This window comes from Staphylococcus sp. MI 10-1553 (assembly GCF_010365305.1).
Classification (GTDB): Bacteria; Bacillota; Bacilli; order Staphylococcales; family Staphylococcaceae; genus Staphylococcus.
In genome coordinates this window covers 2,460,092-2,478,695 of record NZ_CP048279.1, presented here as the reverse complement: position 1 = coordinate 2,478,695, position 18,604 = coordinate 2,460,092, and the positions used below count along the sequence as shown (strand labels likewise).

The 18,604-nt window shown below is 41.0% G+C and carries 17 protein-coding genes; 11 read left to right on the top strand and 6 right to left on the bottom strand.

Going from position 1 to position 18,604, the window contains the following annotated elements:
- Positions 1-138: 138 nt before the first annotated feature.
- From mntC to GZH82_RS11680, 3 genes are read right to left on the bottom strand one after another with little or no spacing between them, the layout of a single operon-like run.
- A complete protein-coding gene (gene mntC, locus GZH82_RS11690) occupies positions 139-1,059 on the bottom strand; it encodes a manganese ABC transporter substrate-binding lipoprotein MntC (RefSeq protein ID WP_162682634.1) in 921 nt (306 codons plus the stop codon).
- A complete protein-coding gene (locus GZH82_RS11685) occupies positions 1,056-1,895 on the bottom strand; it encodes a metal ABC transporter permease (protein ID WP_162682633.1) in 840 nt (279 codons plus the stop codon). Before GZH82_RS11685 ends, mntC begins: the two co-directional genes overlap by 4 nt.
- Positions 1,870-2,646, bottom strand: coding sequence for a metal ABC transporter ATP-binding protein (locus GZH82_RS11680; protein WP_162682632.1), 777 nt, complete (start codon positions 2,644-2,646; stop codon positions 1,870-1,872). The genes GZH82_RS11685 and GZH82_RS11680 overlap by 26 nt, the downstream gene beginning before the upstream one ends.
- 121 nt (positions 2,647-2,767) lie before the next feature.
- On the opposite strand from GZH82_RS11680, the gene GZH82_RS11675 reads away from it, so the two are divergent.
- Positions 2,768-3,418, top strand: a complete 651-nt coding sequence (locus GZH82_RS11675) for a metal-dependent transcriptional regulator (protein WP_162682631.1) — start codon at positions 2,768-2,770, stop codon at positions 3,416-3,418.
- A gap of 154 nt (positions 3,419-3,572) precedes the next feature.
- Entirely contained in the window at positions 3,573-3,722 is a 150-nt protein-coding gene (locus tag GZH82_RS11670) for a hypothetical protein (protein ID WP_162682630.1), read from the top strand.
- A 197-nt stretch (positions 3,723-3,919) separates the two neighbouring features.
- Here the strand turns inward: GZH82_RS11670 and GZH82_RS11665 are convergent, their stop codons facing one another.
- From GZH82_RS11665 to GZH82_RS11655, 3 genes are read right to left on the bottom strand one after another with little or no spacing between them, the layout of a single operon-like run.
- Positions 3,920-4,918 (bottom strand): FecCD family ABC transporter permease, encoded by a 999-nt coding sequence (locus tag GZH82_RS11665; RefSeq protein ID WP_162682629.1) that lies wholly within the window; start codon positions 4,916-4,918, stop codon positions 3,920-3,922.
- On the bottom strand, positions 4,915-5,910 hold the full coding sequence (locus tag GZH82_RS11660; protein WP_162682628.1) for a FecCD family ABC transporter permease: 996 nt from the start codon (positions 5,908-5,910) through the stop codon (positions 4,915-4,917). Before GZH82_RS11660 ends, GZH82_RS11665 begins: the two co-directional genes overlap by 4 nt.
- A gap of 16 nt (positions 5,911-5,926) precedes the next feature.
- A complete protein-coding gene (locus tag GZH82_RS11655) occupies positions 5,927-6,910 on the bottom strand; it encodes an ABC transporter substrate-binding protein (protein ID WP_162682627.1) in 984 nt (327 codons plus the stop codon).
- A 236-nt stretch (positions 6,911-7,146) separates the two neighbouring features.
- Here GZH82_RS11655 and sbnA point away from each other — a divergent pair, with 236 nt between their 5' ends.
- From sbnA to sbnI, 9 genes are read left to right on the top strand one after another with little or no spacing between them, the layout of a single operon-like run.
- Positions 7,147-8,124, top strand: a complete 978-nt coding sequence (sbnA, locus tag GZH82_RS11650) for a 2,3-diaminopropionate biosynthesis protein SbnA (protein WP_162682626.1) — start codon at positions 7,147-7,149, stop codon at positions 8,122-8,124.
- Between the two features lies 1 nt (position 8,125).
- On the top strand, positions 8,126-9,136 hold the full coding sequence (gene sbnB / locus GZH82_RS11645) for a 2,3-diaminopropionate biosynthesis protein SbnB (protein ID WP_162682625.1): 1,011 nt from the start codon (positions 8,126-8,128) through the stop codon (positions 9,134-9,136).
- An 11-nt stretch (positions 9,137-9,147) separates the two neighbouring features.
- Entirely contained in the window at positions 9,148-10,923 is a 1,776-nt protein-coding gene (gene sbnC / locus GZH82_RS11640; protein WP_162682624.1) for a staphyloferrin B biosynthesis protein SbnC, read from the top strand.
- Positions 10,895-12,157 (top strand): MFS transporter, encoded by a 1,263-nt coding sequence (locus GZH82_RS11635; protein ID WP_162682623.1) that lies wholly within the window; start codon positions 10,895-10,897, stop codon positions 12,155-12,157. The genes sbnC and GZH82_RS11635 overlap by 29 nt, the downstream gene beginning before the upstream one ends.
- 1 nt (position 12,158) lies before the next feature.
- Positions 12,159-13,862 (top strand): IucA/IucC family protein, encoded by a 1,704-nt coding sequence (locus tag GZH82_RS11630; protein WP_457853122.1) that lies wholly within the window; start codon positions 12,159-12,161, stop codon positions 13,860-13,862.
- Positions 13,846-15,600, top strand: coding sequence for a staphyloferrin B biosynthesis protein SbnF (gene sbnF / locus GZH82_RS11625; RefSeq protein WP_162682621.1), 1,755 nt, complete (start codon positions 13,846-13,848; stop codon positions 15,598-15,600). The genes GZH82_RS11630 and sbnF overlap by 17 nt, the downstream gene beginning before the upstream one ends.
- Positions 15,597-16,391, top strand: coding sequence for an HpcH/HpaI aldolase family protein (locus tag GZH82_RS11620; RefSeq protein WP_162682620.1), 795 nt, complete (start codon positions 15,597-15,599; stop codon positions 16,389-16,391). The genes sbnF and GZH82_RS11620 overlap by 4 nt, the downstream gene beginning before the upstream one ends.
- Positions 16,366-17,568: a type III PLP-dependent enzyme gene (locus GZH82_RS11615; RefSeq protein WP_162682619.1), complete on the top strand. Its 1,203-nt coding sequence runs from the start codon at positions 16,366-16,368 to the stop codon at positions 17,566-17,568. Before GZH82_RS11620 ends, GZH82_RS11615 begins: the two co-directional genes overlap by 26 nt.
- A complete protein-coding gene (gene sbnI, locus GZH82_RS11610) occupies positions 17,565-18,329 on the top strand; it encodes a bifunctional transcriptional regulator/O-phospho-L-serine synthase SbnI (protein ID WP_162682618.1) in 765 nt (254 codons plus the stop codon). Before GZH82_RS11615 ends, sbnI begins: the two co-directional genes overlap by 4 nt.
- Positions 18,330-18,604 lie beyond the last annotated feature (275 nt).

Here is an 18,604-nt window from a genome sequence, read left to right as displayed (position 1 = left end):
AATCAAGCCGAATTGAGTTGAGGCAAGTCCCCTAGGAACGCGAGTCCAAGATAGTAATCAACGATGACAAAGACGTAATAACGAGGGGCTGATTCAGCAATTAAAAGTGACTAGAAGCAATCTTTAGAATTCTAAAAATTACTGCATGCTTTCATGAATCGTCTTAATATTCGATTCCATCATTTTATAATACGAATCTCCATCGCTACCTTCTTTACCAATCGAATCCGTATAAACAGTACCGTAAATCTTAGCACCTGTTTCTTCACCAAGACTCTTCATACTCTTATCGCTCACACTTGTTTCAAGTAATAAGTTTTTAATATGATTCTTCTTAACAAAATCAACAGCTTGCTTCATTTGTTCAGGTGTACCTTGGTTTTCTGTATTAATCTCCCAAATGTAACCTGGTTTCACATCAAATTGTTGAGCGAAATACTTAAACGCACCTTCACTTGTAATCATGACACGTTTTTCTTTCGGAATATCATTGAACTTATCTTTACTTTCTTTATTTAATTTTTCAAGTTTTGTTAAGTATTCAGAACCTTGTTTGTCGTAGTCTTTAGCATGTGCTTTATCTACATTTTCAAGAGCTGCTTTAATCGTTTTAACATACTCAATTCCATTTCCTAAGCTGAGCCAAGCATGTGGGTCGATATTATGTTCTGATTTTTCACCTTGCTTTAAGTAAATCGGTTTTACATTTTTAGAAGCTTGAATGACTGTATCATCTTTAATCGATTTGTTTGCTTGTTTCAATGCTTTCTCAAACCAACCGTTACCACTTTCAAGGTTGAAACCATTGTAAATAATGACATCAGCGTCAGTTAACGCTTGAACGTCTTTCGGTTTAATTTCGTATTCGTGAGGGTCTTGACCAACAGGGACGATGGAATGAATTTCTGCGTCATCTCCTGTAATATTTTTAGTCATGTCGTAAAGAATAGAGTTCGTAGTGACGATTTTTAATTTATGCTCGGATTCGTTTCCTTTGTTGATACCACAGGCAGCGAGTAACACAGAGAGAATCACTAAGGCGAAAATTCGTTTCATCATGATGTTTGAAATGCTCCTTTTTGTAATAAATTTTTTAGTTTAATGATGCCGAAAGTAAGGCCATATAACACAGCTGAAATGAGCACGATGACGGCACCACTTGGTAAATTCATTTTAAAACTCATATAAATACCCAACGTTGAACTGATGACGCTAAATATACTAGAGACAATCATCATCGTGGACAATTTTTTAGTAAATAAAAACGCTGTTGAAGCGGGTGTGATGAGTAAAGCCACCACTAAAATGACACCGACTGTTTGCACACTTGCGACAATGACAAGTGCGAGTAATAACATGACAAAATAATGAATCAATGTCGTGTTTAAGCCACTCATACGACTAAAAATCGGATCAAACGTCGACATTTTGAGCGGTCTGTATAGTATTAAAATCAATGCGAGAACGACCGTGCTGACAGCGAATGTAGTATGAAACGCAGATTGGGTAATCGCGAGAATGTTACCAAAAAGAATGTGATATAAATCAGTGGCTGAATGAATCACACTAATGAGTACAATCCCTAGTGCTAAAAAAGTAGTGAAAGTAATCCCAATAGCAGCATCTTTTTTCGTTTTTGAAGCATCAGAAATATATCCAATCATAATGCTGCTTAACATCCCCGTAATCATTGCGCCGATAAACATCGGAATATTCATTAAAAATGAGAGTGCCACACCAGGTAGGACCGCGTGACTCATCGCATCTCCCATCAGCGATAATCCTCTTAAAATAATGAGACAACCGACGACACCGCAAACGATGCCGACTAAGATGGCTGTTAACATCGCACGTGATAAAAACTGATACTCAAAGAGGTGTTGAACGAACGACATGTTGTGCCGACTCCTTTCTGTGCATAGGTGTATCTTCTTTGGCTTGATGGTAACGACTTAAAAATACAGATTCGATATTTTCAGGCTGTAATGCTTCAACGCTGTCTCCCAAAAATGCGATAGATTGATTCAGAAGAAGAATGCGATCAAAATATTGTCCTGCTGTTGAAAGGTCATGGTGTACAATTAAAATCAGTTTCCCTTGTTGTTTTAAGTGTTGCAACTTCTCAAAAATAATCCGCTCACTTTTGAAATCGATACCGACAAACGGCTCATCTAGAAGGTAGACGAGACTATCAGACATCAGTGCGCGTGCAATAAAGACACGTTGTAATTGTCCGCCACTCAATGCATGAAGTTGTCGTTTGCGTAATTCATAAAGTTCGAGTTCTTTTAAAAGTGCATCCCTTTTTTCTCGAATTGCTTTAGGAACACGTCGAAACCAACCAATTTCTTGATAGCAACCTGTTAAAACTAAATCTTGTACATTAATTGGAAAGTCCAGATCCAGTACAGATTTTTGTGGAATATATGTAATATTCGTCAATTGTTGTTGCGCTGGCTGTTGATTCAGTGTGACTTTCCCTTTCGCAGGCAATTCCCCAATGATTGATTTGATGAGGGATGATTTTCCGCTCCCATTCGGTCCCATAATGCCTATCATTTCGCCATTAAAAGGTAAATTTAAAGATATGTTTTTAAGGATGTGCTTTTGACCAAGGTGCAAGTTTAAGTTTTCTATAGACAGCATAATTAACACCACCTTCACTAAATATTAGGATACCCTAATAAATTTATATGATAAATTGAAAATTGTCAATATGAATTCGTTTCGTGGTACAATGAAGTGAATATTGGAGAGAGGTGAACATATGTTAACTGAGGAAAAAGAAGACTATCTTAAAGCGATTTTAAGTCATGATGGTATAGATACGTATGTTTCGAACAAAACATTGTCTCGCTTTTTAAACATCAAGCCACCATCCGTCAGTGAAATGGTCGGTCGATTGGAAAAGGAAGGCTATGTGATGACGAAGCCATATAAAGGTGTCAAATTGTCCGAGCTTGGCTTGTCATATACGTTAGATGTGATTAAACGCCATCGCCTCATTGAACTGTTTCTCATTGAAGTATTGAACTATACTTGGGAAGAAGTACACGTAGAAGCGGAAGTATTAGAACATCGAGTGTCGAAACTCTTTGTCGAACGATTAGATGAGCTTCTAAAATATCCCAAAACGTGTCCTCATGGCGGTGTGATACCGCGTGATAATCATTTTGAAGAAATATACAAGATACCGCTCCTCTCTTTTGAAGAAGGCGATGTCGTGACGATTCGTCGTGTTAGAGATCGTTCGGAATTGTTGGTGTTCTTATCGAGTAAGGCACTATCGATTGGTGATACAGTTAAAGTGATTGAGAAAGATGATATTAATCGCTTGTTGGAGCTAGAAAATGAGGGCGAGAAGATTGTGTTGAGTTATCAGAATGCAGAAGTGATTTTTGGAGAAATTGCAGAGTGATTTGGTGTTGTTAAGCATTTCATTGTACGTGAATTAGAGTGGGACGCTGCTGTAGATTGCTGAACCGGTCTGCGCTTCCCAGAGCCTTGCCTCAGGAGTCTTGCCCGGTTCTTGCAATCTGGGTGTGGTGATGTCTATTCTTGAAAGTGCGGAAATGAGAAAAGCTAGATATGATTTGCATTTTCAACTCAATCACACGCCATTTTCTTTTGTGGGAGAGAAGGTAGGAAGTGAGTTAAAAGAAATGAAAGCATATACAATAAAAAGTTTTTATCGTGCTTTTAATGATTGTCCTATTGTTTAAGCTTTTAGAAAATAGACTGATTCATCATGAAATGTTGTCGACTTATGTGAATATAGAATTTTTTATCATCATCATTGTGCTTCTATATGGCTACATCAAACAGTATCGAAGTCGAAAAAAGAACAAATCACATAAAAAGCGGTTGTAGGAGAGAAGGGGATTTCTCATCTACAACCGTTTTTGTTATACCGCGACGTCTATAGTTTTTTGACGGTGAGTAATAAATAGATAAAGAAGGGGGCGCCAAATGCTGCGATGAATACACCGGCTGGGACTTCTTTCGGTAAAAAGAGTGTGCGACCGATTAAATCAGCCACCATTAACGAAATAGCACCGATACAAGCCGTCATGATGAATTGTTTGACTGTACTTGTTCGAATCAGTGTTTTAGCGATATGGGGTGCAATCAACCCGATAAAGCCAATATTCCCTACAAAACTAATAGCGACGGATACGAGTAATGTCGCAACGATAATTTGTAACAGCCGTGTTTGTTGAATATGTAGGCCGAGTCCTGTTGCGACAGATTCATGTAAAGCAGCAATTTTCATGCGTGGTATGATGACCCATAATAGAGGTGTCATCAAGAGGAGTGCACCACATAAGATGAGACTGTCTTGAAAAGAAGCGCCGTATAAACTCCCAACGAGCCACGTATACGCTTTAGAGGCAGAGAGTTGTTTGGTTGTAAGTAATAGACCTTGTGTGATACCCATGAGCACTGTTTGTAATGCGATGCCAATAATGATAAGGGTCGAGGGACGAATTTGATGGTTCTTTTGAAATGACATTAAGATGAACATTGCGATCGTTCCTCCCGTAATGGCGAATAGTGGGAGAAGGTGAATGCTTAAATAACTAAACCATGTGATAAATAGCACAGCACTTAAACTCGCGCCTCCTGTGACTCCAATAATATCAGGGGAAGCAATAGGGTTTTTCAGGACATTTTGTAATAGGAGTCCACTAAGACCGAGCGCTGTCCCTGCAAGAATGGCAAGTGTAATGCGGGGAAGACGTAAAACTTCTAACGTAAATTGATAAGCACTTGCACTCGGATTTATAAAATATGCGATCAAATCTGTAAAACGAATGACGTCTGATCCGAACATCATGCTTAAAAAGCCTACGATGACGAGACTCACGAGGCCGATGCATAGATGTATGTTGTCTTTAGTATAGCGCTCATTTTTCATACACGGTAAATCCCCTTTTTCATAAGATAAATCAACACTAAAGCGCCCAAAATACCTGTAATAATGCCCACGGGTAACTCTAGCGGTCGAATGATTAATCGCGCAAAAATATCCGCACTGATCATTAAACAAGACCCGAGCAATGCAGTGTATGGAACCAATAACTGATAGCGAGGGGGCAGTATGAGTTTGGCGATATTTGGAATGATGAGTCCGACAAATACAATCGAACCGGCAAGTGCGACGGAACTTCCTGCGAGCACACTAATCACGAACACAATGACCCATTTGATGCGCTTTACATTTTGACCTAACCCTGTCGCAATCTCATCGCTTGTCATCAAAATATTGAGATGTGGCGCCATGAAAAATGCAACAATGAGAAACAAAAGTATGATCGCCATCATCCACGGTATGTCCCAAATATTCCGCAATGATACAGAACCACTCAGCCAAAACAATAAGCCTTGGAGATTCGTTTCGTTCATAATTAAAATGCCTTGTGTAAAGGCGGTGAACAGCATTGAAATTGATGCGCCGGCAAGGATGACGCGTTGAGGTGAAAAACGTGCTTGTTTAAACATGCCTAATGCGACGACAAGTATCGTGACGAGAATAGCCCCTACAAAAGCCATCACGACGAGTGCTTCAAATGAATGAACACGAATCAATGTGACGCCCGTGACGATAAAAAAGACGGCACCTGCATTGACACCGAACAGTCCAGGTGAAGCGACCGCATTCCGAGTGAGCACTTGCATGAATAGACCTGCAACTGCGAGGGCGGCACCTGTAAGTAGAGCGATGATTGTTCGCGAAGCACGTGAACCTGTCACAAGCGTATGGATATCGTTTTGGCCGTCAAAGTGGAACAACGCCTGTATCAACTGAGGCAGTGATACAAGCGTGTTTCCAATCATTAGGCTTAAAAACGATACAATGACAAGACATACACTTGCGATAAATAAGTGGTGTATCGGTTTAAGCGACATAATGTAACTCCTTATGTTATTGCTTTTTAATATCGAGTTTTTCGTATAAATCGTCAATCAATTTAAGTGAAGATTGGTAACCACCTGCTAAGTTCCAAGTGATTTCGTCTACACCATCAACGACATGTCCTTTTTTCACAGCGTCTAAGTTTTTCCATTCTGTGCTGGATGTCCATTCTTGTTCTGTTTTTTGTACAAGGTCGGCATCTGCGGCTTTAGGATCTGATTTGAAAATGAAGATTTGATCAGCATCCATCAACGGAATACTTTCTTTTGAAGTCAATTGAATAATGTCTTTCCCTTTATCCACTTCTTTTTGTTGTGCCTCAGGACGTTTGAATCCTAAATCTTGTAAAATATCTCCAGCATAACCACCTGCATAAATACGTGTTTGGTCAGCACGGAAGTTCACAACAGAAGCTGAAATAGGCCATGCATCGCCGTATTTTGCTTTAGCATCTTTTTGGAATGTTTTGACTTTATCGTCATATTTTTTAAGTAATGATTGTGCTTCTCTTTCTTTCCCTAAAGCTTTCCCCATCATTTCAGTTGTATCTTTAAATTTATAAACTGTATCTGTCGTAATCGTTGGTGCGATTTTTGACAATTGATCATACACTTTTTCGTTTCTCACTTTAGAAGCAACGATGAGATCAGGTTTTAATTTTGAGATTTCTTCTAAGTTCGGCGTAGGTTCTTGACCGACATTTTTCGTGTCTTTCAAATCATCTCTAAGGTATTCAAATTGTGGTGCTTGTGTCCAAGATTCTACTGCGCCCACTGGTTTAACACCTAATGAAACTGCGACATCCGTTGCGCCTTGATATAAAGTTACAACACGTTTAGGTTCGCCTTTGATTTCAGTCGTTCCCATTGTGTGTTTAATTGTTGTTGTATCTGCTTTCTTTCCTGACTCTTCTTTGTTACTTGAATTGCCACACGCAGATAAGACAAGTAATAAGACTAAAGGTAAAACGAGTAGCTGTAAAAGTTTATTCATGAGACTAAATTTCCTCCTATGTATCATCGGTATTTTCAAAAATAATGAGAATCATTATCAATTAAAGTATGTCGAATTTCAAACCATAAGTCAATAATAATTTTATCTTTTTAACAAAAGTTATAAATGTTTGACTTATAAATTGAATATCAATATAATGCCACCATAAACGATAATGAGAATCATTCTCAATAATAATCGTTTAATCTCAATTCGATACAAGGAGGTCGTCGTTTTTGGTTAAAAATGAAGCAACATATGATTCGTTATTATCTTGTATTGGCCAGACGCCTATCGTACAACTGCAACGGTTATTTCCTGAACATCGTATTTTAGCGAAATTGGAATATATGAATCCGGGTGGCAGTATGAAGGATCGTCCAGCCCAATTTATTATAGAGCGTGGGTTAGCGACTGGAGAAATCAACGCGTCGACGCATTTAATAGAAAGTACATCAGGCAATCTCGGCATTGCATTAGCGATGATTGCAAAAATTAAAGGATTAAAGCTGACATGTGTGGTCGATCCTAAAATTTCACCGACGAATTTGAAAATGATTGAAAGTTACGGTGCCAATATCGAAATGGTCGATGAACCAGATGAACATGGTGGCTATTTGATGACACGTATTCAGCGTGTAAAAACATTGTTAGAAGAAACAGAAAATGCGTATTGGATTAATCAATATGCGAATGATTTAAATTGGCAGGCGCATTACCACGGTGCCGGTACAGAAATTGTCGAAGCAGTGAAAGAGCCGATTGACTATTTCGTTGCTCCCGTAAGTACGACAGGTAGCATTATGGGAATGAGCCGCAAAATTAAAGAGCATCATCCGAATGCGCAAATTGTAGCCGTGGATGCGAAAGGGTCGATTATTTTTGGTGATACGCCATGTGATCGTGAATTGCCTGGTATTGGTGCCAGTCGTGTGCCAGAAATCTTGAATGCGGCTGAAATTGATGACGTGATACATATTGACGATTATCAGTCTGCATTAGGGTGTCATCAATTAGTGGATCAAGAAGGGATTTTTGCAGGTGGTTCGACAGGTGCGATTATCAGTGCCATTCAACAACTTACACAAAAAGTTGAGCCTGGTGCCACCATTGTGACGATTTTGCCGGATAGAGGCGATCGCTATTTAGATTTAGTGTATTCAGAAAAGTGGTTCGAGCAATTAAAAAATAAACAAGAAAGTGAGACTTATTAATATGAAACATCCATTATTGTATTTAAATCGTACGGACATTGAACAAGCAGGAGGAGCACAGTCACAAATTTATGTCGATGCATTAACAGAAGCATTAACCGCACATGCGAATCAAGATTTCGTCCAACCGTTGAAACCTTATTTACGTCAAGATGCTGAAAATGGTCATATCGCCGACCGCATTATTGCGATGCCAAGTCATATCGGTGGTAATCATTCAGTGTCAGGAATTAAGTGGATTGGTAGTAAACACGACAACCCTTCAAAACGTCAAATTGAACGTGCCAGTGCCGTCATTATTTTAAATGATCCAGAAACGAATTACCCGATTGCTGTAATGGAAGCAAGTTTAATCAGTAGTATGCGTACAGCAGCCGTTTCAGCGATTGCGGCACGTCACTTGGCGCGACCAGGTTTTGAAAACTTAACGATTATCGGTTGCGGCTTGATTGGTGATAAACAGCTCCAAACGATGCTTGAACAGTTCAATCATATACAAAATGTTTATTTATATGATCAATTTGAAGCAGCATCACAAAAAATGATTGAAAAATGGTCCGCACAAAGACCAGATATCACATGGGTTCAAGCCCAATCTGCACGTGAAGCAGTTGAAAATGGTGATGTCGTTATTCCATGTACAGTGACGGATCAACCGTACATCGAATACGACTGGTTACGTCAAGGCGCATTTGTAAGCAACATTTCGATTATGGATGTGCATAAAGAAGTGTTCATTAAAGCAGATAAAGTCGTTGTAGATGATTGGTCACAAAGTAATCGCGAAAAGAAAACGATACATCAACTTGTTCAAGACGGCCTATTTAGTCGAGAGCAGTTGCACGCTGAACTCGGACAACTTGTGACAGGTGAGAAGGTCGGACGTGAACATGACGATGAGATTATTTTGTTGAATCCAATGGGCATGGCGATTGAAGACATTGCGAGTGCGTACTTCATTTATCAACGTGCGCAAGCTGAAAATATAGGCACAACATTAAGTCTTTATTAGGAGTGGCATATATGGTAAGCGAACACGAACACAATGTAACGCGTGCACAACAATACATATTACAAGACCTTGTGGATGCGTTATTATTTGAAGATTTAGGTGGCATTGCATCGACGAGTGAACGATTAATGATACAGCAACAGGCGTATTTACGTTATGAGAAAAAGGGGATTGTGTTGCTCATTCCGGTTTATTTTAGTGGTCTGAATGTGTATCGCTTCAATGGAGAGGCAGTGTTTCACATTGAAAGTAAAACGTGTATGCCTTTGACAGTGCATGAATTGTGGGAATTATTTGTCACAATGAATGCAGATTTAGCGACTGAGTGGGCACATGCGCGCTTTGCAGAGGGATTGGAGACAGCTGTGACCGAGTTAACAGCACAATATGATGGGTTTAAAGCTTCAGAACATCCATTCGTCTTGTCAGAACAGCTTGCCAGTTTGAAAGACAGACCTTTTCATCCAGTCGCAAAAGAAAAAAGAGGGTTGTCAGCAAAAGATTATGCACTGTATCAAGCGGAATATCATCAACCATTAGCTATTCAGACCGTTGCGATTCAAAAGTCACACTTAATAAAAGGTAAAGGCGTGACAGACGAACAGTACGCGCAGTTTTGGGGTGACACTTTGTCTCGATGTCAACAAGCACTGATTGAGAAAGGTTATGACACCGCGGACTATATCATTTTTCCGGTACATCCTTGGCAATATGAACATGTCTTACCGATTCAATTTAGTGCAGAGATCAAACAAGATATCGTCGTCTTGCTTGATGTGACGATGGGACAATATCTCTCTTCTTCATCTATGCGAACATTGATACCAATAGACGCGCCATTCACGCATCTGAAAGTGCCGTTTTCAATGCAATCACTGGGTGCGCTGAGACTGACGCCGACACGTTACATGAAAAATGGAGAAGCCGGAGAAGCGTTATTGCGTGACATTATCGCCCAAGATACGTCATTGAACGGTCGTGTGAAGTTGTGTGACGAAACGGTGTGGTGGTCATACATGAATGAAGCACAAGATACTTTTCAAGATCAATCGGGACACCTCACCATGCAGTTACGTCATTACCCTGAGTCAGTAAAAGATGCACAAATCCTCACTTCGATGGCGGCACTCGCGGCACATGAACCGACACTCTATAAACGCATTTTAGAGACTGACAATCCAACGACCGAACAAATCACTGCATTATTTGAGCAAATGAGCGATGCATTTTTAAAGATGACACTCTCATTGATGAAATACGGTGTGTTGCCTGAACTGCACGGTCAAAATGTGTTAGTTGTTTTTCGAGAAGGGCGTGTGACTGAATTTGTATTGCGTGATCATGATACCGTCCGCATTTTCCCTGAGTGGTTAACAGCGCAAGGTTTTGAACTGCCGAATTATGCGGTGAGAAAAGATACGCCGAACACACTATTGAATGAAGATATCGAAACATTTTTTGCTTATTTTCAAACGTTAGCAGTGAGTGTCAATTTGTATGCGATTGTCGATGCTTTAGTCGATGTATTTAAAGTATCTGAAACGGAATTGATGACACAGTTGAGACAAGCGACGCAACGTCACATCGACACAGTAGATTGGTTGCCGGGGACGTCCGAAAAAGTGGAACGCATTATTTTTACGCACGAAACATGGCCATTCAAACGCATTTTACTGCCATTGTTACATCAGCGTGGTGACGGTGGTGGAAGTATGCCATCGAGTATTGGTCGTGTACCAAATCCAATGAAAGGGACAGATGACCATAGAACAAACGTGGCGACGTAATTTCAGAACGCTATGGCTCGGTCAGTTTATGGCCATAGCGGGGCTGACCGTTTTAGTTCCATTACTTCCAATCTATATGGCGTCTTTGAAACAGTTGACCGTTTTTGAAATTCAGTTGTGGAGTGGGATTGCCATTGCGGCGCCTGCGATTACAACGATGTTAGCTTCTCCATTATGGGGAAAGCTCGGTGACCGACTGAGCCGAAAATGGATGGTTTTGCGTGCATTGTTCGGCTTAGGGCTATGTCTCTTATTAATGGCTTTTTGTACGACACCGTTTCAATTTGTTCTCGTACGCTTATTGCAAGGTTTATTTGGCGGTGTCGTCGAAGCTTCGAGTGCATTTGCAAGTGGTGAAGCCCCGGAATCTGAGCGTGGTGCGGTACTCGGTAAATTACAAAGTGCTGTGAGTGCCGGCTCTCTCGTGGGTCCACTGATCGGCGGTGTGCTCGCGACGGTGCTCGGTTTTCAAGCGCTCTTATTCTTGATAGGTCTTATCACTTTGTTGATGAGTATTCTGGGTGTCTTTTTCTTAATTGAAACAACACATACGTACGCGAATACAGAACAGCCACTAGTTAAGAAAAGTGTTCGACAATCGATGAAATGTTTGTTGTGTACCCAACTGACTTGTCGTTTCATTATCGTCGGCGTATTAGCGAATTTTGCGATGTATGGCATGATGACTGCTTTGGCCCCATTAGTGAGCACCGTCAATCATGTTCACATTGATGATCGTGCGGCAGTCGGGATTTTACAGTCAGCGTTTTGGACGGCTTCGATGATGAGTGCGCCTTTTTGGGGTTACTTCAATGATAAAGCTTATGTCAAAAATGTATATATTATTGCGAGTATTTTATGTGGTATGAGTGTACTTTGGCAAGGTGTGGCGACAGACTTGTGGATGTTGGGTATCGCACGTGTGTTACAAGGTTTAACTTATAGTGCGCTCATTCAAAGTGTCATGTTTGTCGTTGTGAATGCGAGTCATCACCAACTGAAAGCGACATTTGTAGGCTCAACGAATAGTTTCTTAGTGGTCGGGCAAATCGTCGGTAGTTTGAGTGGTGCAATGGTGACGAGTTATACCGCACCGACGACAACATTTATCCTAATGGGCGTTATTTTCGCATTCAGTAGCACGCTATTATGGACGTCACATATTAAAAATCAAAAAATTAACCCAATATTGACGGGTTTTTGGGAGGTTAAAGAGCAACGTGCAAAACTTTAAGATGAACAAATGCGCGGAACATGCTGCATTAGAACGACTACTCAATATTTATTTTAGAGAAAAAGGCTGTAGTCCGAAAAGAGAAGGGTCATCTCAGTGGCAAGTGGCTTTAAAAGATGATTTGACGTTACGTGGAAAGTTGCGCTATGTCTCATCGATGGGTCATCACATGTATGATTCAGTCGTTTACTTAGAAAGCATCGGCCATGTGTCGCAACTGACACCACTTGAGACGATTCGATATTTACTTGAAGCGATTGCGTACGATGAAACTTCGCCGACTGAGACAACGATAGTAGAAGCGGTTTATCAAGATATACGTAACAGTATCTCACGAACAACACGTTATCTCGATCAAGCAAGACGTCATGCACCACCCCATCAGAATCATTATATCGCATCAGAACAATCACTTTATCTTGGCCATCCTTTTCATCCGACGCCGAAAAGTGCTACAGGTTTTACTGATGAAGATATCGAACAGTATGCACCTGAATGTCATGTTGCGTTCCAATTGCACTACTTAGCGGTGGATCCAGCTTTATTAGTCGAACGTTATGTTCCTAATTACGAAGCACGTGTTGATGAAACTTTGCGTCAACTTGCACAAATCGAGGAAGATGAATATACCGCAACATATCGTTTATTGCCAGTTCATCCTTATCAAATTGAAGTGCTCAAACAACAGCCGACGATTCAGCAACATATTGCAAATGGCACGATTCAAGACTTGGGACAACGTGGCCATGTCGTTTATCCGACGTCATCTGTGCGAACAGTATTCGTAAAAGCGTTGAATATTTATTTGAAGTTGCCGGTTCAAGTTAAAATAACGAATTTTGTGAGAACAAATGACTTCGAACAAATTGAAAGAACGTTGGATGCGGCAGAAATTGTAGCAGCGATTAAGCCAGAATATGAAACGGCAACATTTAAACTAATGTTTGAACAAGGCTACCGCGCATTACAAATAGACAATGATGTTGCGACAGATATTTTAGCCAATAGTGCGATGATTGTGCGTGAAGGGATTGAACAGTACGAATCATTAGAAGAAATTCACGTCTTAGCAAGCTTATTTGAAACGATGCCAGATGAGCCGACGTCAAAATTAGGTCAAGCTTGGTTGCGTAGTGGATTATCTCGTGAAGATTGGCTGACATTGTATTTAAATCAAGTCATTTGGCCGATGTTGGAATTATTTGCACACACTGGGATTAGTCTCGAAGCACACGTCCAAAATACACTTATTGCGCTAAAAGATGGACGTCCAGCGATTTGTTATGTGCGCGATTTAGAAGGCATTTGTGTTTCTGAACGTATTGCCACAGCACAAGGGATGATTCCGCATCAAATGAGTGCAGACAGTCCAGTTGTGTATACGCATCATGAAGCATGGCACCGTTTTAAATATTATGTCATTGTGAACCATTTGGGCCATCTCGTTTCTACGTTAGGAAAAGCAACGGGTGATGAAGAGATGTTATGGCAAACAGTCAATCGTACATTGGAAACGTGGCAAGAACGTGTACAAGGTCATGATGTATTAATGCAATGTTTGGAAGATTTACGTTATAATCCGACATTTGCTGCGAAGGCGAATTTGATGAGTAAATTACAAGAACGTGGTGAAGACCCGATTTATATTAAAATTCCTAACCCGATAAGTCAGGAGGAGGACAGTATTTATGAAACATCTGATTGAACAAGTGAGGCAACGTATCATGGAACAGTTGGTAACGTCACTCATATATGAAGACGTGGTGCGTTATGAACAGACACCGCTCGATGATGACGGGTGTGATACGTACGATATTGAGGGTGAAGCCGCGACGTATCGTGTGCAACTGCAACAGTCCGAGAGTTTTGAACGACTCAGGCTCATCTCTCCAGTTTGGCGTATTGCAGGTGAGGAAGAAGCGGTTACTCTCGACTATGTGCAACTGTTACGAGAGGTTCGTTTTACATTTGATAAAGATGAACAAAAACTAGAAGACTTTATCGTCGAATTGTTACAAACCGAACTTAAAGATACGCAAGCGCAACGTTATCGTGCACAGCAATCATCTATGCCATTAACGACATTTGATGATTATGAAGCGTATGCCATAGAAGGCCATATGTATCACCCGAGTTATAAATCACGTCTCGGTTTTACATTGGACGACAATGCCCGCTATGGTCCGGATTTCCGACCGTCATTTCAACTGCAGTGGATTGCGATTGCACCTGATTATGTGGAGACGACGGTATCCACGAGTGTCGATACAGTTGCATTGCTTCAACGCCAGCTCGGTGCAGAGACGTTGGCAGCATTTGAAAAGACACTCCAACAACATGGGCATTCACTTGAAACGATGGTGCTCATCCCGGTACACCCGTGGCAGTTTGAACATATCATTCAAGTGGAATTTGCGGAAGCATGGATGCATGGAGAGATGTTATGGCTCGGAACAAGTGACGAAATGTATGTGCCGCAACAGTCTATTCGAACACTCACACCGACCGATCGTAACAAATATTATTTGAAAACACCGATAAGTATTACGAATACATCAACGAAACGTGTGTTAGCCCCGCACACGATTGAAAATGCGGCACAAATTACGGATTGGTTAAAACGTATTCAGTCAAAAGATACGTATTTACAACAAGATTTAAAGACAGTATTTCTAGGTGAAGTGTTAGGCCATGCATATCACAATCCGACCTTGTCCGAGGTGAAACAACAACGTATTTACGGTGCACTCGGTGTCATTTGGCGAGAAAATATTCATCATTATTTAGCATCGCATGAGTCAGCTATTCCATTTAATGCTTTATATTCAGTGGACGCTGACAACCGACCACTCATTGATGCATGGCTGTCCAAATATGGTGCAGAAGAGTGGATGGCACAATTTTTAAGTGTCGCAGTGACGCCGATGATCCATATGTTGTATTACCATGGCATTGCGTTTGAGTCACACGCGCAAAATATGATGTTGATTCATGAAGAGGGTTGGCCGACACGTATTGCATTGAAAGACTTCCATGACGGGGTTCGCTTTAATCCGATCTTGTTAAGTGAGAGTGCCCAAAACCCGCAATTACGTGACACACCTGAAGCGCATCGTAAAGTGAACCAAAACTCATTTATCGAAACAGAAGATGTAGATCTCGTCCGTGATTTTTTACATGACGCCTTTTTCTTTATTAATATTGCAGAAATCATTGACTTTGTTGCACATCAATATGAGATAAAAGCGTCAGAACAGTGGGAAATGGTACGCACAGTCATTGAACAGTATCAACATCAATTCCCAGACCTTGAGAATTATCGTCACTTTGATTTATTCGTACCGACCATTCAAGTGGAAAAACTGACGACACGCCGTTTACGCGAAGATGTGGCATTACGTCTTCACGAAGTACGCAATCCATTGAGGAGGTCTGAAGCATGAAACCATTGTCACTGAAACGTAACTTAGCAGAAGGAAAAGTACAGTATGGATTGATGAATTCGATTCCGGATCCACTCGTCATCGAAATCATTGCTGCAAGTGGCTATGATTTTGTCGTTATTGATACAGAACATGTCTCAATCAACGACGAAACGTTAGCACATATGATTCGTGCTGCGGAGACATCCAATATTATTCCGATTGTCCGCGTTACAGCTGCAATTGAACGCGACATCATTAAAGTGTTGGACATGGGTGCAAAAGGGATTGTTGTCCCACATGTGAATGACCGCGAAACAGCAGAACGGATTGTGAAGTTAAGTCGTTATTATCCAGAAGGTATGCGCAGTTTGAATGGCGGACGCGTCGCACGATTTGGCGAGATTCCTTTAAAAGAAGCAATGGCTGAAGCGAACGCATCGATATGTGTCATCGCAATGATAGAAAATATGCAAGGGGTCCGCGCGATTGATGAAATTGTACAAGTAGAAGGTTTGGATATGGTCATTGAAGGTGCGGCTGACTTATCACAATCGCTCGGCATCCCTTGGGAAACGAGCCATGATCAAGTTCAACAAGCGCTTCAGCATGTATACACGACAACGACAACTGCAGGTAAACAGTTTTGTGCTTTACCGCGAGATGACCAACAAGTTCAACGATGGCAACAACAAGGCGTCCAATGTTTTCTCATGGGCGATGACCGAGGGAAACTGTATCGTCATTTAAAACACAATTTAGCACAGTTGAAAGAGGTGACGGGACATGACGGCGATTCATACATTAGTTAAACAGCTCAAACAACAAGACCCACTCTGCCATTTTATTTATGATATGGACGCGCTACGACAACATCTCGAAACCGTGACATCACAGCTGCCTGACAATTGTGAAATGTATTATGCGATGAAAGCGAACAGTGAGTCTGAGATTTTAGCCGCGATTCAGCCGCATGTCGCTGGCTTCGAAGTCGCGTCAGAAGGTGAAATTGCAAAGGCTTTGGCACATACGACAGCAGCACATGTTATCTTTGGTGGACCTGGAAAGACTGACGAATCTTTACAATACGCGATTCAACAAGGGATTCGACGCATTCATGTTGAAAGTTTATATGAATTAGAGCGTTTAAACGAATTGCTTGAACAAGAAAATGCGACCATGTCTATCCTGCTTAGAGTGAATTTAGCCGGACCTTTTCCAGCTGCGACATTACATATGGCAGGACAACCGACACAATTTGGTATTGATGAAACAGAAGTCGACACTGTCATTGCAGCAACGCAAAATATGCCACGTATTCAATTAGAAGGCTTTCACTTTCATTCGATTTCTAACAACTTAGATGCTGCCTTGCATTTACAAGTGATGACGTTGTATTTCCAAAAGGCAAAAGCATGGGCAGCACAACATGGCTTTACATTGCAACATCTGAACGTAGGTGGCGGCATTGGTGTGAATTACGCTGACTTAAATGAACAATTTGACTGGACGTATTTCACGACAGAACTGGCCGCTTTGATTAAAGAAGAAGGGTTACAAAATATGACCTTAAACTTTGAATGTGGTCGCTACATGGTGGCACATATCGGCTATTACGTGACCGAAGTATTGGATATTAAACGTGTGCATGGCGCATGGTTTGCCATTTTAAAAGGGGGCACACAACATTTCAGGCTTCCTGCCTCATGGCAACATAATCATCCATTTGAAATATTACCTCTGTCTGAACAGGCAAATAAAGTCGCACCAAGAATGATTGAACAACAGGCAGTTACGCTCGTCGGTCAATTGTGTACGCCTAAAGATGTGTTTGCTAAAGCGGTGGATATACCGGCGCTGTCTACAGGTGATGCGATCATTTTCACGTATGCCGGTGCGTATGGTTGGTCGATTTCACATCACGACTTTTTGAGCCATCCTCATCCACAATTTGTATATTGGTCACGTGAAAAGGAGGGAGAATCATGAAACAGATTTACGACACATTGCAACTCATTCCAGTCGACAAGATTGACCTCCACGAAGCATTTGAACCGAGTCGATTAGAAAAAACGAAAGAGAGCATTGCTAAAGAACAGCATTTACGTCATCCTGTGCTCGTCGTTAAAACATTATTTGGTCGCTATATGGTCATTGATGGTGTGCACCGATTTATGAGTTTGAAAGCGTTAGGCTGTGAAGTTATTCCGGTACAAGTGATTCAGCGCACACAGTATTCCATTGGTAGCTGGTACCATAAAATCCCTAATGGCGCTTGGTGCGAGGGGCTAACGGATGAGGAACTATTACCGTGGACGACAGAAGTCCGTGATGAAACACCTTTTATTACGATGTGTGATCAACAGACGGAACATTATTTATATGCAGCAGATTTAACGGCAGATAAACTTGATGTTTGGAAAAAGGTTGTGAACAGTTACAGTGCCAATTGCAACGTTGAACGTGTTCCGCATAGCGCCTGTTTGTGTCTCGACAGCAATGATATATTAATGAAATATCAGCCCCTTCAAATTGGTGAAATTGAAGCTGTTGTGCAAAGAGGTCAAACTGTACCAGCGGGCGTCACGCGTTTTAACATTGCAGGGCGTTGTTTGAATTTACAAGTTCCGCTCCATTTATTGAAAAATATCAATCCAGCAGATCAGGAACAGTGGCATACATTTTTACAGAAGAAAATTGAAAGCATGCGTTGCTATACTGAAAAGATATATTTAATAGAAGCAGAATAAAGCACATCATCGTTGTCATTCATATGAAGTCAATAAAGCTGGGAAACAAATACGTTTTCCCAGTTTTTCTTGTTACTATTTGTCGAGAAGTTGCTCATTGAAATTTCGGTCTTTGATATTCAATTGCTCAAATGTGCGAGACTCCTGAGGGAAAAGTAAAAAACAATATCACGTCTAATCACTTTGATAGTGATTACTGTTTATCGCAGTAGCTGTCTAACTTCTAAATACGCATGCTTTTGAGAAGTCTAGTCAGCCTTGCGAGGGGCAGGCAG